Below are 21,024 nucleotides of genomic sequence, written 5' to 3'. Positions count from 1 at the left end.
TCGGCGCGTTGAACACACGCGTCCGGACGGTGACCGTCGGGGCGGGGGGACGGTGAGCGCGGGCCTGGCGAGCGGCAGCTCACAGGGAACTCGAGCGGCAGCTCACAGGGAACTCACAGGGAATGCCTGGCATCGGCTCAGGAGAGCGCTCGACCATGAGGGGCATGACGACGACCGACGCCCAGACCCGCCCGGCCACCGAGCTGCGGCGGCCCGACGGCACGCCTCCTCGGGTCCTCGTGGTCGACGACGAACCGACGCTCACCGACCTGCTCTCGCTGGCGCTGCGCTACGAGGGATGGGACGTGCGGACCGCCGGGGACGGGATGAGCGCCATCCGTACCGCGCGGGAGTTCCGTCCAGACGCCGTCGTCCTCGACATCATGCTCCCCGACCTCAGCGGGCTGGAGGTCATGCACCGGCTGCGAGCCGACGCGACCGACGTACCCGTGCTGTTCCTCACGGCCATGGACGCCACCGAGGACCGGATCGCCGGCCTCACCGCCGGGGGCGACGACTACGTGACCAAGCCGTTCAGCCTGGAGGAGCTCGTCGCCCGGCTGCGCAACCTCATGCGGCGCACCCACGTCTTGGTGCAGCAGGCCGATTCCCGCCTGACGGTGGGCGACCTGGTCCTCGACGAGGACAGCCACGAGGTCACCCGGGGCGGCGACCCGATCCAGCTGACCGCCACCGAGTACGAGCTGCTGCGCTATCTCATGCGCAACCCGCGGCGGGTGCTGTCCAAGGCCCAGATCCTCGACCGGGTCTGGAACTACGACTTCGGCGGTCAGGCCAACGTCGTCGAGCTCTACATCTCCTACCTGCGCAAGAAGGTGGACGCCGGCCGCGCGCCGATGATCCACACCATGCGCGGGGCGGGGTACGTCCTCAAGCCGGCGGAATGACCCCCCGGACGATCCGGCGCCCCTTCAGCGGCTGGAGCCTGCGCACCCGGCTGATCGCCGGGCTGCTCGCGCTGCTCGCCGTCGTCAGCGTGGTCATCGGCGTCGTCAGCGTGGTCTCCCTCGACCGCTTCCTCATGCACCGCCTCGACCAGCAGGTGCTCTCCGCCGCGAACCGGTCCAACAACTGTTACGGCAACCCGGCGGCGTGCGGGCGCGGCGGCTCCGGCGGAGGCGGGCCGGACCCGGACGGCGACGACGGCGCACGCCCGGTCTTCCTCGACGCTCCCGGTCAGGCGGTCGGGACCCTGGGTGTCCGCATCGTCGACGGCGCGGTCGCCGACTCCGGCGTGGTCACGGCGGTGGGGGACCCGGCGCGTACCGTCGAGTCGTCGGCGACCGAGGCCCTGCTCGGCATCCCAGTCGACGGCCGGGTGCACACGGTTGACCTCGGCGGGACGCTGGGGGACTACCGCGTGGTCGCCGTCCGAATGCCGGACGGCGACGTTCTGGTCACCGGCCTGCCGCTCAGCGACGTCCAGACGACCGTCTACCAGCTCGCCGCCGTGGTCACCGCGGTCGGCGTGCTCGGCTTGGTGCTCGCCGCCCTGCTCGGGATCCTCATCGTGCGCCTGGCCCTGCGCCCGCTGCGGCGGGTGGCAGCGACCGCCAGCCGGGTCGCCGAGCTGCCGCTGGACCGAGGTGAGGTCGCCCTGCGGGTCAGGGTCCCGGCCGAGGACACCGACCCGCGGACCGAGGTCGGCCAGGTCGGCGCGGCGCTGAACCGCATGCTCGACCACGTGGCCGCGGCCCTGGCCGCCCGGCAAGCGAGCGAGATGCGGGTACGCCACTTCGTGGCCGACGCCAGCCACGAGCTGCGGACCCCGCTGGCGGCGATCCGCGGCTACGCCGAGCTGACCCGACCCCGCCGGGCCGAGCTGCCCGAGGACGTCGGCCACGCCCTCGAACGGGTCGAGTCGGAGAGCGTACGGATGACCGGGCTCGTCGAGGACCTGCTGCTCCTGGCCCGCCTCGACGCCGGCCGTCCGGTCGACCAGGTGCCGGTGGACCTCTCGGCCCTGCTGGTCGACGCGGTCAGCGACGCGCACGCGGCCGGGCCGGACCACCACTGGGAGCTCGACCTGCCGGAGGAGCCGATGACGGTCCCCGGGGACGCCGCGCGCCTGCACCAGGTGGCGGCCAACCTGCTGGCGAACGCCCGCACCCACACCCCGCCCGGCACCCGGGTCCGGGTGGGCCTGCTGCCCGAGGCCGGCCAGGCGGTGCTGACGGTCAGCGACGACGGCCCGGGGATCCCGCCCGCCCTGCTGCCCGACGTCTTCGAGCGCTTCGCCCGCGGGGACGGCTCGCGCTCGCGCGCCGCCGGCAGCACCGGCCTCGGACTGGCCATCGTGGCCGCGGTCGTCGAGGCCCACGGCGGTGCCGTCGAGGTGCGCAGCCGGCCGGGCGAGACGGTGTTCACGGTACGGTTGCCGCTCGCACCGCCTGTTCCCGCGACGGCCCCGCCGGAAGGGCTCGCCGCGGGAGTTCCTGCTGAGAAGTCGCCAAGAATCTCCGAGCAGGGCAGAACTCAGGCACCCTACGAGCCGTTGGTGCTACGGGAGGGTCCGGCGGCGGGCCAGGGATGACGTGAGGAGTGGCGTGGCGAGCGGCAGGTCGACAAAGGAGACCCGCAGAGAGCAGACCCGGCGGCGGGTCGAGGCGCAGCGCGCCGCGCAGCTGCGCGCCGAGCGACGCCGCCGGGTGACGTACGCGATCGGGATCCCGCTCGCCCTGCTGGCCGCCATCGGTCTGATCGTTCTCGTGGCGGTCAACCGCGCCGCGCCCGTGACCACCTCCTTCGGGGCCGCGCCCGCCTCGGTGGTGACCCCGCTGACCACGGTGCCGGCCAGCGCTCTCGACAGCGTCGGCGTCGGGACCACGACGACCGACACAACGAAGAAGCTCACCGGCGCGGCGCTGACCAGCAAGGGCAAGCCGCGGGTGCTGTACGCCGGCGCGGAGTACTGCCCCTACTGCGCCTTCGAACGCTGGGGCATGGTGGTGGCGCTGTCCCGCTTCGGCACCTTCACCGGGCTGGACCTCATGAAGTCCTCGCCCACCGACGTCTACCCCAACATGAACACGCTGAGCTTCCGCAACGCGTCGTACACCAGCAAGTACCTGGTCTTCGACGGCACGGAGCTGCAGGACCGAAACGGCGCCGTGCTCCAGGAGCTCCCGGCTGCGGACAACGCGCTCTTCAGCTCGATCGGCGGCGGCTCCTATCCCTTCATCGACGTGGGCGGACGGTGGTACCAGAGCACCAGTGGCACCACGACGGCGCTGAACGCCGTGCACGGCAAGACATGGCAGCAGATCGCCGACGCGCTGAAGGACCCGTCCAGCCCGGTCGCCAAGGCGGTGCTCGGCACGGCGAACCAGCTCACCGCGCAGATCTGCTCGATCACGAACGACCAGCCCTCGACGGTGTGCTCGGCGTCCGGGGTCCAGGCGGCGGCGAAGGCGCTGTCCAGTGTCCAGTGACCGGCGAAGCCGCACTGCGACGCGGACGGAGGAGGTCGACCAGCCCGTCGTCGAGCAGGCGCCGCCCTGGGCGGCGTGGACGAGCGTCGGACTGGCCGCGCTCGGGCTGGTCCTGTCGGTCTACCTCACCTTCGAGCACTACTCGGGCAACGGCAGCCTCGCGTGCAGCGACAAGGGAGTCGTGAACTGCCTGAAGGTGACCACCAGCCAGTGGTCGTCCGTGCTCGGGATCCCGGTGGCGGTTTTCGGTCTGGTCTTCTTCGCGGTGATGATCCCAATGCTGCTGCCGCGGGCCTGGGCTTCGCAGGACACCCGGCTGCGGTGGGCCCGGCTCGGCCTCGCCTCGGTCGGGATGGCGTCCGTGGTCTACCTGGTGTGTGTGGAGGCCTTCGCCGTACGGGCCATCTGCCTGTGGTGCACCGCCGTGCACGTCGTGACGTTCCTGCTGTTCTCGATGGTCCTCGTCCTCACCGCGCTGACCAGCCCGCTGACCCCGCCGAGCAAGCAGGAGCTGCGCCGCCACCGGTGATGCCGGGTCTGAGGAAGGTGTTAGGCGTTTGTCGGGCCATCAACCCGCGAACGCCTAACAACTTTGGAGGCGCGGGGTCTTGCGGAAGTTACTGGCCGGTAGCACCATGATGTTACCGGCGGGTAGGGATGGGCCTGCCCACGCACGACAAGGAGCACGACCGCGATGGGGCACTACAAGGCGAACCTGCGCGACATCGAGTTCACCCTGTTCGAGGTGCTCGGCCGTCAGTCCGTGCTGGGCCAGGGGCCGTACGCCGACCTCGACGAGGACACCGCACGCAGCATCCTCACCGAGATCGAGCGGCTGTCCACCCACGAGCTCGCCGACTCCCTCTTGGAGTCCGACCGGACGCCGCCGGTCTTCGACCCGGCGACGCACTCCGTGCACATCCCCGACGGCTTCCGCCGCTCCTACGAGGCCTACCGTGACGGCGGCTGGCAGACCCTCGACCTGCCCGCTGAGCTCGACGGCCAGCCGACGCCGCCGTCCCTGCGCTGGGCGGTCGCCGAGATGATCCTCGGCTCGAACCCCGCGGTGCACATGTACTCGACCGGCACCGCCTTCGCGCACGTGCTCTACCGGCTGGGCACCGAGGAGCAGCAGGGTTGGGCCAAGACGTGGGCGAGCAAGCGCTGGGGCTCGACCATGGTGCTCACCGAGCCGGACGCCGGCTCCGACGTCGGCGCCGGGACGGCTCGTGCGCTGCCCCAGCCGGACGGGTCGTGGCACATCGAGGGCGTCAAGCGCTTCATCACCAGCGGCGAGCACGACCTCGAGGAGAACATCATCCACCTGGTGCTGGCCCGCCCGTACGGCGTGCCGGGCGTCGGCGGCCCGGGCACCAAGGGTCTGTCGCTGTTCGTGGTACCGAAGTTCCTCGTGGACTGGGAGACCGGCGAGCTCGGCGAGCGCAACGGTGTGTTCGCGACCAACGTCGAGCACAAGATGGGCCTGAAGGCCTCGAGCACGTGCGAACTGCGCTTCGGCGAGACGATCCCGGCCAAGGGCTGGCTCGTGGGCGACGTCCACGAGGGCATCGCGCAGATGTTCAAGATCATCGAGTCCGCGCGCATGATGGTGGGCACCAAGGCGATCGCGACGCTGTCGACCGCCTATCTCAACGCCCTCGACTACGCCAAGACCCGAGTGCAGGGCGCGGACCTCACCCAGGCGGCGGACAAGACGGCGCCGCGGGTGACGATCACCCACCACGCGGACGTACGCCGATCGCTCATCACGCAGAAGGCCTACGCCGAGGGCATGCGCGCGCTCGTGCTGTACACGGCCTCGATCCAGGACGACGTGGCGCTGGGGTCGGCCGAGGGGCGAGACGTGTCCGCCGACGAGGCCCTGAACGACCTGCTGCTGCCGATCGTGAAGGGCTACGGCAGCGAGAAGTCGTACGGCCTGATCGGGCAGGAGGCGCTGCAGTGCTTCGGCGGCAGCGGCTACCTGCAGGACTACCCGCTCGAGCAGTACGTGCGCGACGCGAAGATCGACACCCTCTACGAGGGGACGACGGCCATCCAGGGGCAGGACCTGTTCTTCCGCAAGATCGTGAAGGACCAGGGCCGCGCGCTGACCCGGCTGCTCACCGACGTCGCGGAGTTCGCCAAGGGCGAGGCCGGCAACGGGCACCTGGCCCGCGAGCGCGACCTGCTCGGGAGCGCCGTCGAGGACGTCCAGGGGATCGTGGGGGCGATGGTCGGGCAGTACGCCTCCGCCCAGGTCGACGTGCGCAACGTCTACAAGGTCGGCCTCAACACGACGCGACTGCTGTTCGCCCTCGGTGACCTGGTGTGCTCCTGGCTGCTGCTGCGCCAGGCGGAGGTCGCCCTCGCCGCGCTCGACCACGGGGCGAGCGGGCGCGAGGGCGCCTTCTACGAGGGCAAGGTCGCGGCCGCGCGGTGGTTCGCCCGCCAGGTGCTCCCGCTGCTGGCGGTACAGCGCCAGCTCGCCGAGGAGACCGACAACGACGTCATGGACCTGCCCGAGGACGCCTTCTGACCCATCGGCCGCGCTCGGCTGTCAGGCGTCCGGACAAGGCAGGTTTGCGAAACGCCTGACAGCGCGTCAGGCGCGTGACAGCGGTCGCGCCCAGAGCTGGTTCTCGCTCTCCTGGGTCATCCCGGCGCGCTGGTAGACCCCTAGCGCTCCCGTCGGGTTGTCGGCGTCCACCGTGAGCCTTACGACCTCGCACCCGGCGCGGGCCAGCAGGCCGAAGGACGTGCGCAGCAACGCCGTCGCCAGTCCCCGGCCGCGCGCCCGGCGCAGCGTGGCCACGATGTCGACCCGCCCGCCGTCGGAGTCGATGCTGCACAGCGTCATCGAGCAGGGGCCCTCAGCGTCCTCGGCGATGCGGCTGAGGTCGGGGCGGGCACCCGGGCCGGCCATGAAGTGGCGCATCTGCTCGGCCGAGAACACCTGGTCGCCGTGATGGTCCTCGAAGGCGGTGACGACGCTGGCCACCGCGTCGAGGTCGGCGTCGGGGTCCACCGGGCGCGCGCGGAACCCGTCCGGCAGCGGGGGGATCTCCTCGTTCGGCGTCACGTCGCGGCGCATCCCCCAGTAGGAGCGCAGGTAGCCGAACCCGTTGGCGGCCAGGTAGGCACGCAACGGGTTCGCCTCGGCGACGGTCAGCACGAGTCGTGGTTCCACCCCGGGTTCGGCCCGCGCCGCGTACCGGCGGGCCACCAGGTCGGCCCGGTCCACCAGGGCCGCGTGCACCTCGGCCGCGTCGCCGGCCGTCAGGTCGGGGTCGACCATGGAGTAGCCCATGACCTCGGAGTACGGCGGGACGGCGACGACCGCGATCCCGCCCACCAGACGACCCTCGAGGTCCACGCTCCAGTAGTCGTTCGCCGGGTCCATGCCCGGCATGTCGAAGGTGTCCGCAACGAACTCCTTCGACGCCCAGGCGCTCGGCCCTCTGCTCCACCGCTCGACCTGGCGCCTGAGCAGGTCGGCCATGGCGGCGGACTCCGAGCGCTCGGACGGGCGTACGGCCACGGTGTCCAACCTCGTCCCTCCCCTCTTGCGGCGGCCTCGGGGGAACCCTGGCACGCGGGGAGCGGGCCGGCACGGCCAACGGCGACTCTGGCGCACCCGTGTCGTGCGCGCCAGGCATCGGCGGCCCGCTGGCGGCTGACACCTCGTCAGCCATGGGGGTGTCCGGGTTCACACCTCGTTGCTGGCGAGGCACCCGAGCCTCGGGGGACACTGGGTCCATGGCCATCGCTACCGTGAACCCCGCCACCGGCGAGACCGTCAAGGTCTTCGACGCCCACACCCCCGAGCAGGTCGAGGCTGCCCTGGCCCGGGCGGACGCCGCGTTCCGCGACTGGCGGCGTACGAGCTTCGCGGAGCGCGCCGCCCTCATGCGCCGCGCCGCGGACCTGCTCGACGAGGACAACGCCTCGATCGCCGCGGTGATGACCCTCGAGATGGGCAAGACGTTCGCCGCCGCCAAGGGCGAGGCCTCGAAGTGCGCCAAGGGGATGCGCTTCTACGCCGAGCACGCCGAGGCGTTCCTGGCCGACGAGCCGCTGGAGGACCCGAGCAAGGTCAGCGCCTCGCGGGCGTACACGCACTGGCAGCCGATCGGCCCGGTGCTCGCGGTGATGCCGTGGAACTTCCCGATGTGGCAGGTCATCCGCTTCGCGGCGCCGGCGCTCATGGCGGGCAACGTGGGGCTGCTCAAGCACGCTTCGAACGTGCCGCAGACCGCGGTGTACCTCGAGGAGCTGTTCCGCCGGGCCGGCTTCCCCGACGGCTGCTTCCAGACGCTGCTCATCGGCGCGCGTGACGTCGAGAAGGTGTTGCGCGACCCGCGCGTCAAGGCCGCGACGCTGACCGGCTCGGAGCCGGCCGGGCAGTCGGTCGGCGCCATCGCCGGCGACGAGATCAAGCACACGGTCCTCGAGCTCGGGGGCTCCGACCCGTACGTCGTCATGCCGTCGGCCGACCTCGACCGCGCCGCCGAGGTCGCGGTCACGGCCCGCGTGCAGAACAACGGGCAGTCCTGCATCGCCGCCAAGCGCTTCATCGTGCACGCCGAGGTCTACGACGCGTTCGCGGAGCGCTTCGTCGCGCGGATGGCCGCGCTCGTCGTCGGCGACCCGATGGACGAGAAGACCCAGGTGGGTCCGCTGGCGACCGAGAGCGGCGTCACCGACCTCGAGGAGTTCGTCGCCGACGCGGTCGCGCACGGCGCCTCGGTGCTCTGTGGCGGACAGCGGGTCGGTACGGCCGGCTGGTACTACGCCCCGACCGTCCTCGGTGACGTCACCCCGGCGATGCGGGTCTGGCTGGAGGAGCTCTTCGGCCCGGTCGCGACGCTGATCAAGGTGTCCTCGCTGGACGAGGCGCTCGAGGTCGCGAACGCGACGACCTTCGGTCTGGGGTCCAACGCCTGGACCAACGACCCCGCCGAGCAGGCTCGGTTCATCACCGAGCTGGAGGCCGGCGCGGTCTTCATCAACGGGATGACGACCTCCTACCCCGAGCTGCCCTTCGGCGGGATCAAGCGCTCCGGGTACGGCCGCGAGCTGGCCGCCCTCGGGATCCGCGAGTTCTGCAACGCCAAGACCGTCTGGGTCGCCTGAGCACCTGCGCGCCCCCCAGAACGTCGCCACCCGCTCGGCGTCCCGCCCCCAAGGGTCGCCACCCGCTCGGCCCCCCCACGGCGTCGCCGCCCGCACGGCGTCCCGCCCCCGAGGCGTCGCCACCCGCTCGGCCCCCCCAAGGCGTCGCCACCCGCACGGCGTCGCCACCCGCACGGCGTCGCCGCCCCCCGCAGCAGCGGCAGCCCGTACCCGCGCTCTGACGGCAGCCCGTAGCCGCGCTCTGACGGCAGCCCGTAGCCGCCTCTTCTGCAGAAGTCCCTTTCGTCCCTTTTCGGCGACCGATCCCACCGGACATTTGGGACTTCTGCAGAGGTTCTTTCTGCAGAAGTCCCATTTGTCCGGTTCCGCCAGCAGTCGGGATGGGACAAATGGGACTTCTGCAGCGAGGATCCGCGCGGCAGGGCGGCCGGCAGACGCGCGGGTACGGTAACGGCGGCGGCGTCACCTGCCCGCGCGAGGCGCTTGCTGGTGCGGCAGGCTGGAAGACGTACGGCAGTCCTTCCGTCTCGCCACACGTCAGGGAGTACCTCATGGCAACCGTCCGCACCGCCAACGCCCACTGGGAAGGCTCGCTCCTCGAGGGTGGCGGAACCGTCGCGCTGAGCACGTCCGGCCTGGCGACCTTCGACGTCACGTGGGCCGCCCGCTCGCAGGACGGCGCCGACAAGACCTCACCCGAGGAGTTGGTCGCCGCCGCGCACGCCTCGTGCTTCTCGATGGCGCTCTCCAGCGGCCTGGCCAAGGCCGGTACGCCTCCGCAGGCGCTCGACACCCGGGCGGACGTCACCTTCCAGCCAGGCCAGGGCATCACCGGGATCGTCCTGACCGTCCGGGGCGACGTACCGGGGCTGTCCGCGGCGGACTTCGTCGCCGCCGCCGAGGACGCCAAGGCCAACTGCCCCGTCAGCAAGGCGCTCACCGGCACGACGATCACCCTCGACGCCGCCCTCGCCTGACGGGACGGCCCCTGCTATCCGGATGAACGCGGCATTCGTCCAATAGGTCGGGCGCAACGTCGCGTTCATTCGAAAGGGGTTGGAGCCGTCCGGACCCGATGAAGCCTTGGACGCGCCGTGGGTTGCGCTCGGTGTGCAACTACGCCGCGTTCATTGCATGACAGGGGTGGATGGACGGGGCCCGGGGCGTGGGGTCAGCCGCGGAGGTAGAGGGTCAGGGTGCGGGCACCATCTGGGGTGACCCGCAGCGGGATGCCCCAGTCCTGCTGGTGGACGTGACAGGCCGGGAACTCGACCTCGCCGACCTCGTCGCAGGAGGCGGCGAACGCCGCCACGTGCAGGACGCCCTCCCCGACCTCGTTCCCGAGCACCAACGCCCGGACCAGCGCCTCGCCACTGCCCGTGCCGCTCACGAGCAGGTCCGGTGGTGATGAGGAGACCAGGAGCCGGGTCGCCGGCCCGTACCGCTCGTCCAGCTTCTGCCCTCCCGGCGGCTCGAAGACGACCTCGAGGGTGAACGGTCCAGCGCTGACGTCGAGCGGCGGGCGCGACGTACGGTGCCGAGCCGCGTCCACCCGCAGAGCCGACGACGGCAGCGCGAGCCGGGTCAACCGATGCGCCGCCGACTCCACGACGAGCAGGCTGCCGTCCGGCTCCATCACCGCCCCGGACGGCTCGCGCAGCCCCATCGCGAGGGTCGTGACCGTTCGCGACCAAGGGTCGAAGCGGCGGACCGCGCCGTTGTACGTGTCCAGGACGGCGACGCTGCCATCAGGCAGCATCGTGACTCCGAGCGGGTGCTGGAACATTGCCTCGTCGGCGGCACCGTCCACCAGTCCGAAGTCGAACAGCCCGGCACCGACGTACGTCGCCACCGCGCCGTTCGCGACCGACCGCAACGCGGACGTCTCGGCGTCGGCGAACCACAGCCGCTCGCCGTCGACCGCCAGCCCGCTCGGCTGCGCGAGCCAGGACTCCAGCGGTGGCCCGTCACGCAGCCCCTCGTTCGTTGTCCCGGCGAGCACCTCGACCGTTCCCGAGACGGGGTCGAAGACCCACAGCTGGTGGATCCCGGCCATCGCGACGACGACGGCGCCGATCTCGGGCCACCACACGACGTCCCACGGCGAGGAGAGCGGCACGGCGCGGGCAGGTCCCGCGGACGCGTCGGCCTGCATCCACTGCGCCCCCGTGCCCGCCACGTTCGACACGGCGCCGTCGGAGAGACGCACGCCGCGAAGCGCGTGGTTGACCGTGTCCGCGACGACGACGTCGTAGCCCAACCGCTCGGCCATCTCGGGCGGGAGCAGGCACAGCCCGTTGGGCTCGTGGAAGCACGCCTGCTCCGCGGGTCCGTCGAGCAAGCCAGGCTCGCCGGACCCGATCCGGCGTACGAGCGTCTCGCCGTCGGCCTCGAGCTCGGCCAGGCAGTGGTGGCCGGCGTCGGCCACCAGCAGCCGTCCGTCAGCGAGGCGGACCACCTTGGCGGGGAAGCGAAGCGTGGAGGGTTGCGGCTGGGGCGCGACGTACGGCCCGGACCCGCGGTGCAACGTGCCCTTCGCCTCGTGCTCGGCGACCAGCTCGGCCACCAGCGCGGCGAGCCCGTGGCCGTGGCCCTCGCCCGACATCTGCGCCACGACGTAGCCCTCCGGGTCGACGACCGCCAGCGTCGGCCACGCCCGCACCGCATAGGCGTTCCACGTCACCAGGTCGGGGTCGTCGAGGACGGGATGGCGTACGTCGTATCGCTCGACCGCCGCCACCACCGCGTTGTGGTCGCTCTCGTGGACGAACTTCGGCGAGTGCACCCCGACGACGACCAGGACGTCCGCGAACTCCTCCTCGACCGCCCGCAGCTCCTCGATGACGTGCAGGCAGTTGATGCAGCAGAAGGTCCAGAAGTCGAGCAGCACGACCTTCCCGCGCAGGTCGGCCAGGCGAAGCGCCTTGCCGCCGGTGTTGACCCACCCGCCACGACCCACGAGCTCGGGTGCCCGGACCCGGGGGTGCCGACCGTGCATCACCTGGCCATCCTGGCAGGCGACGCACGGCGAGGCGTGCGCTCCAGCGCCCGATCTGTCCGACCACTCGGCTCGACGTGACGCAGGACACGTCACCAACTGACTGAAGCGTCAGCACGTCCGTGCCGATGGAGTCGAAGGCCCGCCGTGGGCCGCCCGACGAAGGGGGACGTCGCTCGTGAGGCGCGTACGCAGTTGGTCGACCATCGCCGCCGTCGCGGTCGCCGCCGGTCTCGTCCAGGTCGCGACCGCGACCACGGCACACGCGGACCCGCCGGTGTACGTCGTCACCGGCGGCGACGTTTCCGCCGACGGTTCGAGCGGGTGGGCCGTCGAGAGCGCGAACGGCGGCACCGGCGCGTTCGTCCAGGGACCGGGGGCCCCGCCGCTGGGCACCGGGTCGTACCACCTGGCCAGCCACGCCATCGGCGACAAGCAGTTCCTGCACCTCACCAAGGTCGACGGCACACCGCTGCTCGGGACCCCGCTCACCGACTTCTCACAGCTGACCTACGCCAGCTACGCCAGCGACGGCACGTACTCGCCGTACCTGAACATCCCGATCCACAGCAGCGCGATCGACGCGAACAAGGACGGCATCGCCGACGGCGACCAGCCCGGTGTCCCCGGTGCGACGGGCAACGCCACCCTCGTCTACGAGCCGAGCGTCCCGGGCGGCGCCTGGGGCACCAACGACACCATCAACGGCACCGCCACGTGGCGACTGACGCGGCCCGTGGTCGTGGGCGGCGTCACGACGCCCCTGTGGACGTACAAGACGTGGGGCGACTGGACTGCGCTGCTGGGCGACGCCGTCGTCAACCCGACCTACGGCGACATCCAGTTCGTCATCGGAGACACCAGTACGCCGGCCTGGGCCGGCCGGGAGGGCTGGGTCGACGACATCACCGTGGTCACGACGAGCGCCGCGGCGACCTACGACCTCGAGGAGGGGCTCGGCAGCTGCCCGGTCACCATCAACAACGCGACCCAGACGCTGACCCTGAAGGCCGACTGCACCACGAACCAGACGCTGACGTTGCACGACGGCTGGACCCTCGACGGCGCCGGGCACACCATCACCGCCGTCGACCCGAGCAGCGGGTCGTTCACCGGCCCCATCCTCACCAACGACCACGCCACGGCCGACCAGACGATGAACGTCACGGACGTGCACCTGGTGGGCGACTTCGCCGCGGGATGCAGCTCCTCCCTCTTCGGCATCCAGTTCAACGACGCTGCCGGCTCCTTCACGCATTCGACAGTCGCGAACGTGCGGTACGGCTCCGGCAGCGGCTGCCAGAGCGGCAACTCCGTCGACATCACCAACCTCGGCGGCGCCAACCGCATGCAGGTCGACGTCGACGACGTCCAGGTCACCGGGTTCCAGAAGACGGGCATCCGGGCCAACGGCAACGTCTCCCTCAAGCTCACGAACTCCTACGTGGCCTCCAGCGACCTCGACCTGATCACCGCGAGCAACTCGCTGCAGATCAGCCGCGGGGCACGGGCCTACGTCACCGCCAACACCATCGAGGGCAACGACTGGGACGGCAACACCGACTGGAACGCCACCGGGGTGCTGCTCTACGGCGCGGAGAACGTGACGTTCGTCCGCAACGTCGTCGACGGCACGGACACCGACTTCGGCCTGTACGTCGCCGACGCACCTGGCTACAACCCCGGCCGTACGACGCTCACGTGCAACCTGTTCACCCGCGACGCGGCGGCCGACTCGACGCCGACCCCCGGGACCGCACTGGACGTCTGGGACACCGGAGTCGCCGCGGACGAGGACCTCACCGCCACCATCGACGCCAGCGCCAACACCGTCACCGGGTTCCGCACCGCCTGGTCGAACATCGACGACACCGACGGCGGCCCGTGCGCATCCGGTCCCGTCCAGGGGCTCACCCTGGGTGGTGGCGGCTCGACGCTGACCGCCGACTGGAACCCCCCGGCTGCGCTCGCCTACGCGCCGGTGACCTCCTACGACGTCACGCTCATCCCCGGCGGTGACACGCAGACCGTGACGGGCACCTCGGCCCACTTCTCGGTGGCCCCGGGCTCGGTGTACACCGTCACCGTCGTGCCGCACAGCGCGGCCGGGGACGGCACGCCGCGAAGCGCGAGCCTCGACACCTCGGCACCCGGGCGTCCCACCGGCCTGACCGCGACTGGATCGACGACCTCCGCCGCGCTGACGTGGACCGCGCCGTCCTCGCCCGCCCCTCTGACCAGCTACACCGTCACCGCCACGCCACCGAGCGGACCGGTCGTGACGAGAACGCTCGGGGCGGGCGGCCTGACGTTCCCCGTCACGGTCACCGGACTGGTGCCGCACACGACGTACACCTTCTCGGTCAGCGCCGCGAGCGTGTGGGGCAGCGGACCGGACGCGACCACGACCCTTCGTGGCACCACGGTCGTGACGACCACTGCCGCGCGCTCGGTCGCCTACGGCTCACCGGCGACGCTCAAGGGGACGGTCACGGACGCCACGACCGGCCTCCCCCTTTCCGGCGCGACCGTGATCCTGCGGGTACGCCCGCGCGGGGCGAGCACGTACACGACGGTGCCCGGCCTCACGGCCACGACCAAGGTCGACGGCACCTTCACCCTGACCTACCGCCCCAAGACGCGTACCAGCGTCTACGCCGTCGCCGAGGGCAGCACCGCGCTCATGGCCGCGGCGTCACACTCGCTCCCGCTCGTCGCGCACGCGACGTCCTCGCTTCGCCTCAACCACACGCACGTGACGGCCGGCCTGGCTGTTCGCTTCAGCGGCATCTCCCGTCCCGGCAAGGGGTCGGTGGTCCGGCTGCAGCACTGGGCCCACGGCCGCTGGGTGACCGTCCACACGGTCCACGTCACGTCGACCAAGGGTCGCTGGTCGCTGTCGTGGACCGCGACGGTGGGACGCGGCTACTTCAGGGTCCGCGTGAGCGCCCACGGCCTCCCGACCGGCACCAGCACCAAGCGCCTGCTCGTCGTCAGCTGAGCGGGGTCACGACAGCGCCTGGAGGATTGCCAGGTTCGCGGTCGTGACGCCGTCGACGTGCAGGGCGACCAGCTCGTTGAGCCGGTGCACGTCGTTGACCGTCCACGCGAGCACGAGCAGGTGCCGTTCGTGCATCCACGTCACGAGGTCGGAGCTCACCAACCCCTGGAACACCGTCGCGCCGCCGATCGCGTGTTGCAGCACCGCGTCGGCGCGCAGGTGCTGGAAGCCCTCAGGGAAGCCGATGGAGTAGAGCATCGTCACCGCCGGCAGCCGCTGGTGGAGGTACAGCAAGGCCCCCTCGTTCCTCGTCGAGATCATGACCTCGCGGGAGGAGGCGCGCGGGGCGAGGAAGGCGACGAGGTCGTCGAGGAACGCGCGGTCGGTCTGCTTGAGGTCGAGCTTGAGGACCTGCGCGGCCGCCGCGTGCTCCCAGACCGACTCCAGCGTCGGACCGCGGAACAGATGCTCGCCCAGCCACGGCCAGGGTTGGTCCCGACCCGCGACGATCTGCCCGCGCACCGAGATGACGTCGACCTCGATGACGTCGGCGCCGTGGGCCAGCGCCAGCTGCACCGTGTCGAGCCGGTTGCCGGCGTTGTGCGCGATGCCGAGCACGGCCGGGTAGTCCTGAAGCAGCGCCGGGTCGAGCTCCTCGTGGAACTGCTCCGGTGGCAGGCCGGTCGTGAAGCGCTGGACGTGCGGCCACGAGATGGCCAGCGTCACCACCAGGACCAGCCCGATCGCCCCGGCCACCCAGGGCCAGAGCCGTCGCATGCGGGTGCGCCCTACAGGCGGCGGTCGGCGAGCGCCGGGAACTGCTCGCGCCACACGCGGACGTCCGCCAGGTCGACCTCGGCGGTGAGCACCGTGGGCTCGGCACCGGCTGCCGTCACGACGGTGCCACGCGCGTCGATGACGGCTGAGCCACCGGCCATGCGGTCGGTCCCCTGCTCGCCCGTGGCGTTGACGGCGACCACGACGTACTGGTTCTCGATGGCCCGGGCCCTGGCGAGGACGGACCAGTGCTCGACCCGCGAGGCGGGCCAGGCCGCGGGGATGACGACGCACTCGGCGCCGGCGTCGACGAGCGCCCGGAACAGCTCCGGGAAGCGCAGGTCGTAGCACGTGGCGAGCCCGAGCCGGCCGAGGTCGGTGTCGACGGTCACCGGCGAGACGCCGGCGACCAGCAGCGCCGGTTCGCCCTCGCTGAAGCCGAACAGATGGATCTTGCGGTACGTCGCCGCGACGGAGCCGTCCGGGCGCAGCAGCACCGAGGTGTTGTGCAGCCGGCCCTCCTCGTCGCGCTCGATGAGCGAGCCCGCATGCACCCACGCACCGATCTGCTTGGCCGCCGCGGAGATCGCCTCGACGGTGGGTCCGTCCACGGCCTCGGCCTGCTCCGCCCAGCGGGTGTAGAGGAACCCGCCCTGCGGCCAGAGCTCCGGCAGGACGACGAGGTCGGCGCCCGCCTGGGCGCGGACCAGGCCGGCGGCCTGCTCCCGCCGCGCGTCGATGGGCTGGGTGTAGTCCGGGGCGAGCTGGAGGGCCGCGATGCGCACGGCACCAGCGTCGCACGTCGGCGCCGCCCCAGTCCCGGCGATGTCCGCACGATTCGCGAAACCGGGCGAGACCCCGCGAGATCCGTCGGGGTGAGGCGCGCGACGTTGACCGCGCGGCTACGTTGGGCGGGTGGCTGCCTGGGACCGCGACGCCGCCGTCGCGGCGTACACGGACGCGCTGACCGCCATCCGCTCGCTGGCGCACGAGGTGGACCTCACGCGCTGGGGCGACCCCAGCGACCTACCTGGATGGAGCGTCCACGACGTGTTCGCCCACGTGGCGTGCCTCGAGGCGCTCCTGCTCGGGCGGGTCGACCCGCCGCACGAGCCCGACTGGTCCCGGCTGCCCCACGTCGGCGAGGACTGGGTCAAGCGGCGCATGGAGGTCGGGGTGGACCTTCGTCGGGGCCGCGACCCCGTGCAGGTGCGCGACGAGCTGGACGAGGTGGTGGCCCAGCGCCTGCCTCAGATCGGCGCCCTCCCGACCGACCCGGACGCGCTGGTGCCCGGCGTCCTGGGCAAGCCGCGCCCCGTGGCGGGCAGCGTCGCGATCCGGACCTTCGACGTCTGGGCGCACGAGCAGGACGTCCGGCGCGCGGAGGGCCTGCCGGAGCGCCTGACCGGCCCCGCGGCCGAGGTCGCCAGGCAGCGCATCATCACGGCGCTGCCGAGCGTCGTGGGCGAGCTCGGCCTCCATGAGGGCACCTGCGTGCGCTGGGAGCTCACCGGCGCGCTGCCCGGGACGGTGGCCGTGCGGGTTGGCGAGGACCAAGCGACCAGCCTCGAGGGCGAGGAGGAGGACGCCGACGCGACGATGACCCTCGACTGGGGGACGTTCGCACTCCTGGCGTGCGGTCGGGTGACGCCCTCGCACGCGCGGGTCACCATCGACGGCGACGTGGGGCTCGCCGAGCGGGTGCTCGACGCGATGTCCATCACACCCTGACGGCCATCACACCCTGATGTCCATCACACCGCGCCGGGCGGTCCGGCGGGCTAGCGGCGGCGCCGGCGGCGCCGGGTCCCGCCCCGGGCGAAGACGACGACCATCACCACGATGACCACGATCCCCATCGCGAGCAGTCCAGGGATCCACACGGTCTCGGCCAGCAGGGCGTCCATGGGCGGTGACCCTATCGAGGCCGGCTCGGGCCGGTCCGCGCGGCCCCGACGGTGCCGGTCCGCACGAGGCCGCTATCCGACGTGCGCGGTCACGACCAGGACACCGCGACGGCGGGGTCGGCCAGGACCGCCGCGACGTCGGCGAGGAAGCGCGAGCCCATCGCGCCGTCGATGTGGCGGTGGTCGAAGGACACGGTCAGCTCGGCCACCCAGCGGGCCCGCACCCTGCCCTTGTGCACCCAGGGGCGTTCGCGGAAGGCGCCGACCGCGAGGATCGCGCCCTCGCCGGGATTGATGATGGGCGTTCCTCCGTCGACACCGAAGACCCCCACGTTCGTGATGGTGAACGTCCCGTTCGTCATGTCGCCGGGAGCCGTCCTCCCCTCCCGTGCCGTGCGGACGAGGTCGTCGAGCGCCGCCGCGAGCTCGGGCAGGGACTTGAGGTCGGCGCCCTTGATGTTCGGCACGATCAGGCCTCGCGGCGTGGCCGCCGCGATGCCCAGGTTGACGTGCTCGCGGTAGACGACCTCCTGGGCATCGGCGTCGAAGACGGCGTTGAGGTCCGGGTTGCGCGTGAGGGCCAGGAGCACCGCACGGGCGACGAGCAGCAGGGGGGTGACCCGTACGTCGTCGAAGCCGGGGGTCTCGCGCAGCCGCCGGGTCAGACGAACCGAACGGGTGACGTCCACCTCGGTCCACACCGTGACGTGCGGGATCGTGAACGCGCTGCGAACCATGGCCTCGGCCATGTGCTTGCGGATCCCGTGGACGGGCTCACGGCGGTCGCCGGACAGGGCGGGAGCGACGACCGCACCGGTCAGGGCTACATCGGGTTGCACGAGGACCCCCGCCTCGCCTCCCCGACCGGCGAGGACGTCCTCGCGGGTCAGCGTCCCACCCGGCCCGGTCGGCGTCAGCGTCGCGAGGTCGACGCCGAGATCGCGCGCCAGCTTGCGGACCGGCGGCTTGGCCTGCGGCCGTACGCCGCCGACCGCGCTGGTCGCGGGCTGGGACCCGGCCGCCGCGGCTCGCGGCCGCCGGGGCCGTCTGGTCACGGCGGCGTCGCGTACGCCGTAGCCGACCAGCACCGCCTCGCGCCGCTCCTGGGGCCGCGCCCCCGTGGGGACGAACTCCACCCCCGGTCGCACCCCCTCGTGCGGTGCCGGCTCGGGGGCGGCGGGTGCGGGCTCGGCGACGGGTACGGCTGCGGGCCGAGCGGCCCCCTCGTGCGACCTCGCGAGCGGGACCCCACCTGCCGGGCCGGCGGCCGAGCCGACGTCGACGGTGAGCAACGGGGTACCGACCGGCACGGTCGCGCCGACCTCGACGTCGAGGGAGGTGACGACGCCGGCCCACGGGATGGGCAGCTCGACCGCGGCCTTGGCGGTCTCGACCTCGACGACGACCTGGTTCACCACGACGGTGTCCCCCGGCTTGACATGCCAGGTCAGGACCTCGCCCTCGGTCAGGCCCTCGCCGACGTCGGGCAGCCGGAACTGCTTGAGCTCGCCCACCTCAGCGCTCCCTCGCCCCTGGCGCGCGCGTGCTCAGCCGCCCGCGCGTGCTCACGAGTACTCCAGGAGCCGGTCGACCGCCTCGAGGACCCGGTCGAGGTCGGGCAGATAGTGCTCCTCCAGCCGCGACGGCGGGTACGGCGCGTGGAAGCCGCCGACCCGCAGCACCGGTGCCTCCAGGGAGAAGAAGCACCGCTCCTGGACCCGCGCGGCGATCTCCGCCCCGAGGCCGAGCCAGACCGGGGCCTCGTGCACGACGACCAGCCGCCCGGTCCGCTCCACCGAGGCGCACACCGTGTCCAGGTCCACGGGCGACAGCGAGCGCAGGTCGACCACCTCGAGGGAGTGACCCTCCGCCGCCGCCGCGGACGCGGCCTCGAGGCAGGTCCGCACCATCGGGCCGTAGCACACGACGGTGGCGTCGGCGCCCGCCCGTACGACGCGGGCGGTGAACAGGTCCTCCGCCGGCGCCGCGGACTCGTCGACCTCACCCTTGTCCCAGTAGCGCCGCTTGGGCTCGAAGAAGATCACCGGGTCGTCGCAGGCGACCGCCTGCCTGATCATCCAGTAGGCGTCCGCCGCGTTGGACGGGGAGACCACACGCAGTCCGGCGGTGTGGGCGAAGTAGGCCTCGGGGCTCTCGCTGTGGTGCTCGACCGCGCCGATGCCGCCACCGAAGGGGATGCGCACCGTGACCGGGAGCGGGACCTGGCCCGCCGAGCGCGCGTGCATCTTGGCGAGCTGGGACACGATCTGGTCGTAGGCCGGGTAGACGAACCCGTCGAACTGGATCTCCACCACGGGGCGGTAGCCGCGCATGGCCAGGCCGATCGCCGTGCCCAGGATCCCGCTCTCCGCGAGCGGGGTGTCCAGCACCCGCGCCTCGCCGAAGTCCTTCTGCAGGGAGTCGGTGACCCGGAAGACCCCGCCCAGCTTGCCGACGTCCTCACCCATCAGCAGCACCCGGTCGTCGGACTCCAGGGCGCGGCGCAGGCCGAGGTTGAGGGCGCGGGCCAGGGTCAGCGTCGATACGCCGCCGTCGTCGGCCATCAGACCGCTCCCTCCGGCAGGAAGCCCTCCAGGTACGCCGCGTAGGCGGCCCTCTCCTCCGTGACGAGCGGGTGCGGCCCGGCGTACACGTGGGTGAACATCGCCTCCGGCGGCGGCTCCGGCATCGACCGGCAGCCCTCGCGCAGGCGTACCGCCAGCGCCTCGGCCTCCGCGTCCAGGGCTTCGAAGAACGACTGGTCGACGAGTTGTCGCCGCCACAGATAGGACCGCAGCCGCTCCAGGGGGTCCTTGAGCTTCCACACCTCGAGGTCGCTCGCGAGGCGGTAGCGGGTCGGGTCGTCCGAGGTGGTGTGCGCGCCCATCCGGTAGGTGAACGCCTCGATCAGGGAGGGTCCCTGCCCCTCGCGAGCCGCGGCCAGGTGCGCGCGGGTCACCGCGAGGACGGCGAGGACGTCGTTGCCGTCGACCCGCACGCCGGGGAAGCCGAAGCCCGAGGCGCGGCGGTACAGCGGGATGCGGCTCTGCCGCTCGATCGGCTCCGATATCGCCCACTGGTTGTTCTGGCAGAAGAACACGACCGGTGCGTTGAACGAGCCCGCGAACACGAACGCCTCGTTGACGTCACCCTGGCTGGAGGCTCCGTCGCCGAAGTAGGCGATGACGGCGCTCGATCGCTCACCGCCGGATCGTGACGCCTCCATCTGGACGCCCATGGCGTAGCCGACCGCGTGCAGGCACTGGTTGCCGATGACGATCGTGTAGAGCGCGAAGTTGTGCTCGTGCGGGTCCCATCCGCCGTTGCTCACCCCCCGGAACAGGCCGAGCAGGCTCATCGGGTCGACGCCGCGCGTGATCGCAACGCCGTGCTCGCGGTAGGTCGGGAAGGCGAAGTCGTCGGCGAGCAGGGCGCGCCCGCTGCCCACCTGCGCCGCCTCCTGACCCAGACAGCTGGCCCAGAGCCCGAGCTCGCCCTGGCGCTGGAGCGCGGTGGCCTCGACGTCGACCCGCCGCGTGAGCAGCAGGTCGCGGTAGAGCCCGCGCAGGTGCTCGTCGGTGACGTCGGCGATCCAGGGGTCGTACGTCTCGTCGGGGACGCGCTCTCCCTCAGGGGTGAGCAGCTGGATGAACTCCGAGGTCACGCCGCCCTCCTCCCACCGCCGAGCCGGCTGGGTGGCCAGCCGCTCCTCATCCTGACACCCCGGTGCACCCCTGGGGGAGCCGCCTCGCG

General features: G+C 72.1%; 17 protein-coding genes. 9 read left to right on the top strand and 8 right to left on the bottom strand.

Features of this window, described 5'->3' with window-relative positions:
- Nucleotides 1-164 precede the first annotated feature (164 nt).
- The 5 genes from VMI11_11915 to VMI11_11895 all read left to right on the top strand — a co-directional run bounded on the left by VMI11_11915 (nucleotide 165) and on the right by VMI11_11895 (nucleotide 5,991).
- On the top strand, nucleotides 165-908 hold the full coding sequence (locus VMI11_11915) for a response regulator transcription factor (GenBank protein ID HTY73115.1): 744 nt from the start codon (nucleotides 165-167) through the stop codon (nucleotides 906-908).
- Nucleotides 905-2,554, top strand: a complete 1,650-nt coding sequence (locus VMI11_11910) for a HAMP domain-containing sensor histidine kinase (protein HTY73114.1) — start codon at nucleotides 905-907, stop codon at nucleotides 2,552-2,554. Before VMI11_11915 ends, VMI11_11910 begins: the two co-directional genes overlap by 4 nt.
- Before the next feature lie 13 nt (nucleotides 2,555-2,567).
- A complete protein-coding gene (locus tag VMI11_11905; protein ID HTY73113.1) occupies nucleotides 2,568-3,452 on the top strand; it encodes a DUF929 family protein in 885 nt (294 codons plus the stop codon).
- Complete coding sequence (locus VMI11_11900) at nucleotides 3,442-3,981, top strand: vitamin K epoxide reductase family protein (GenBank protein ID HTY73112.1); 540 nt, start codon at nucleotides 3,442-3,444, stop codon at nucleotides 3,979-3,981. The genes VMI11_11905 and VMI11_11900 overlap by 11 nt, the downstream gene beginning before the upstream one ends.
- A gap of 165 nt (nucleotides 3,982-4,146) precedes the next feature.
- On the top strand, nucleotides 4,147-5,991 hold the full coding sequence (locus tag VMI11_11895; GenBank protein ID HTY73111.1) for an acyl-CoA dehydrogenase: 1,845 nt from the start codon (nucleotides 4,147-4,149) through the stop codon (nucleotides 5,989-5,991).
- A gap of 66 nt (nucleotides 5,992-6,057) precedes the next feature.
- Here the strand turns inward: VMI11_11895 and VMI11_11890 are convergent, their stop codons facing one another.
- Nucleotides 6,058-6,993: a GNAT family N-acetyltransferase gene (locus VMI11_11890; GenBank protein ID HTY73110.1), complete on the bottom strand. Its 936-nt coding sequence runs from the start codon at nucleotides 6,991-6,993 to the stop codon at nucleotides 6,058-6,060.
- A gap of 218 nt (nucleotides 6,994-7,211) precedes the next feature.
- Between VMI11_11890 and VMI11_11885 the strand changes: the two genes are divergently transcribed.
- Together VMI11_11885 and VMI11_11880 are read left to right on the top strand one after the other, a co-directional pair.
- The gene (locus VMI11_11885) at nucleotides 7,212-8,588 is read left to right on the top strand and encodes an NADP-dependent succinic semialdehyde dehydrogenase (protein ID HTY73109.1); all 1,377 of its coding nucleotides are present in this window, start codon (nucleotides 7,212-7,214) and stop codon (nucleotides 8,586-8,588) included.
- 551 nt (nucleotides 8,589-9,139) lie between these two features.
- The gene (locus VMI11_11880) at nucleotides 9,140-9,565 is read left to right on the top strand and encodes an OsmC family peroxiredoxin (protein ID HTY73108.1); all 426 of its coding nucleotides are present in this window, start codon (nucleotides 9,140-9,142) and stop codon (nucleotides 9,563-9,565) included.
- A gap of 194 nt (nucleotides 9,566-9,759) precedes the next feature.
- Here VMI11_11880 and VMI11_11875 read toward each other — a convergent pair whose 3' ends face one another.
- The gene (locus VMI11_11875; protein HTY73107.1) at nucleotides 9,760-11,586 is read right to left on the bottom strand and encodes an NHL domain-containing thioredoxin family protein; all 1,827 of its coding nucleotides are present in this window, start codon (nucleotides 11,584-11,586) and stop codon (nucleotides 9,760-9,762) included.
- A gap of 178 nt (nucleotides 11,587-11,764) precedes the next feature.
- On the opposite strand from VMI11_11875, the gene VMI11_11870 reads away from it, so the two are divergent.
- The gene (locus VMI11_11870) at nucleotides 11,765-14,587 is read left to right on the top strand and encodes a fibronectin type III domain-containing protein (protein HTY73106.1); all 2,823 of its coding nucleotides are present in this window, start codon (nucleotides 11,765-11,767) and stop codon (nucleotides 14,585-14,587) included.
- A gap of 6 nt (nucleotides 14,588-14,593) precedes the next feature.
- Here the strand turns inward: VMI11_11870 and VMI11_11865 are convergent, their stop codons facing one another.
- Both VMI11_11865 and VMI11_11860 read right to left on the bottom strand, forming a co-directional pair.
- Complete coding sequence (locus VMI11_11865) at nucleotides 14,594-15,364, bottom strand: glycerophosphodiester phosphodiesterase (protein HTY73105.1); 771 nt, start codon at nucleotides 15,362-15,364, stop codon at nucleotides 14,594-14,596.
- An 11-nt stretch (nucleotides 15,365-15,375) separates the two neighbouring features.
- Nucleotides 15,376-16,149: a carbon-nitrogen family hydrolase gene (locus VMI11_11860; GenBank protein ID HTY73104.1), complete on the bottom strand. Its 774-nt coding sequence runs from the start codon at nucleotides 16,147-16,149 to the stop codon at nucleotides 15,376-15,378.
- A 130-nt stretch (nucleotides 16,150-16,279) separates the two neighbouring features.
- Here VMI11_11860 and VMI11_11855 point away from each other — a divergent pair, with 130 nt between their 5' ends.
- Nucleotides 16,280-17,095 carry a maleylpyruvate isomerase family mycothiol-dependent enzyme gene (locus tag VMI11_11855; protein HTY73103.1) on the top strand — a complete coding sequence of 272 codons (816 nt, stop codon included), beginning with the start codon at nucleotides 16,280-16,282 and terminating at the stop codon, nucleotides 17,093-17,095.
- A gap of 50 nt (nucleotides 17,096-17,145) precedes the next feature.
- Here the strand turns inward: VMI11_11855 and VMI11_11850 are convergent, their stop codons facing one another.
- From VMI11_11850 to pdhA, 4 genes are all read right to left on the bottom strand, one after another.
- Entirely contained in the window at nucleotides 17,146-17,271 is a 126-nt protein-coding gene (locus VMI11_11850; protein ID HTY73102.1) for a hypothetical protein, read from the bottom strand.
- A gap of 89 nt (nucleotides 17,272-17,360) precedes the next feature.
- The gene (locus VMI11_11845; GenBank protein ID HTY73101.1) at nucleotides 17,361-18,785 is read right to left on the bottom strand and encodes a dihydrolipoamide acetyltransferase family protein; all 1,425 of its coding nucleotides are present in this window, start codon (nucleotides 18,783-18,785) and stop codon (nucleotides 17,361-17,363) included.
- A gap of 51 nt (nucleotides 18,786-18,836) precedes the next feature.
- Nucleotides 18,837-19,835: an alpha-ketoacid dehydrogenase subunit beta gene (locus VMI11_11840; GenBank protein HTY73100.1), complete on the bottom strand. Its 999-nt coding sequence runs from the start codon at nucleotides 19,833-19,835 to the stop codon at nucleotides 18,837-18,839.
- Nucleotides 19,835-20,935: a pyruvate dehydrogenase (acetyl-transferring) E1 component subunit alpha gene (gene pdhA, locus VMI11_11835; GenBank protein HTY73099.1), complete on the bottom strand. Its 1,101-nt coding sequence runs from the start codon at nucleotides 20,933-20,935 to the stop codon at nucleotides 19,835-19,837. Before pdhA ends, VMI11_11840 begins: the two co-directional genes overlap by 1 nt.
- Nucleotides 20,936-21,024 lie beyond the last annotated feature (89 nt).

It is taken from the genome of Actinomycetes bacterium, assembly GCA_035506535.1.
Lineage (GTDB): Bacteria > Actinomycetota > Actinomycetes > DATJPE01 > DATJPE01 > DATJPE01.
The sequence above is the reverse complement of the archived record's forward strand: the minus strand, read 5'-3'. Positions and strand labels throughout refer to the sequence as shown.

Coding starts and splice junctions, on each gene's coding strand:
- VMI11_11910 (HTY73114.1), top strand. CDS start 905: ATGACCCCCCGGACGATCCGGCGCCCCTTCAGCGGCTGGAGCCTGCGC.
- VMI11_11865 (HTY73105.1), bottom strand. CDS start 15,364: ATGCGACGGCTCTGGCCCTGGGTGGCCGGGGCGATCGGGCTGGTCCTG.
- VMI11_11840 (HTY73100.1), bottom strand. CDS start 19,835: ATGGCCGACGACGGCGGCGTATCGACGCTGACCCTGGCCCGCGCCCTC.
- VMI11_11915 (HTY73115.1), top strand. CDS start 165: ATGACGACGACCGACGCCCAGACCCGCCCGGCCACCGAGCTGCGGCGG.
- VMI11_11880 (HTY73108.1), top strand. CDS start 9,140: ATGGCAACCGTCCGCACCGCCAACGCCCACTGGGAAGGCTCGCTCCTC.
- VMI11_11895 (HTY73111.1), top strand. CDS start 4,147: ATGGGGCACTACAAGGCGAACCTGCGCGACATCGAGTTCACCCTGTTC.
- VMI11_11850 (HTY73102.1), bottom strand. CDS start 17,271: ATGGACGCCCTGCTGGCCGAGACCGTGTGGATCCCTGGACTGCTCGCG.
- VMI11_11885 (HTY73109.1), top strand. CDS start 7,212: ATGGCCATCGCTACCGTGAACCCCGCCACCGGCGAGACCGTCAAGGTC.
- VMI11_11875 (HTY73107.1), bottom strand. CDS start 11,586: ATGCACGGTCGGCACCCCCGGGTCCGGGCACCCGAGCTCGTGGGTCGT.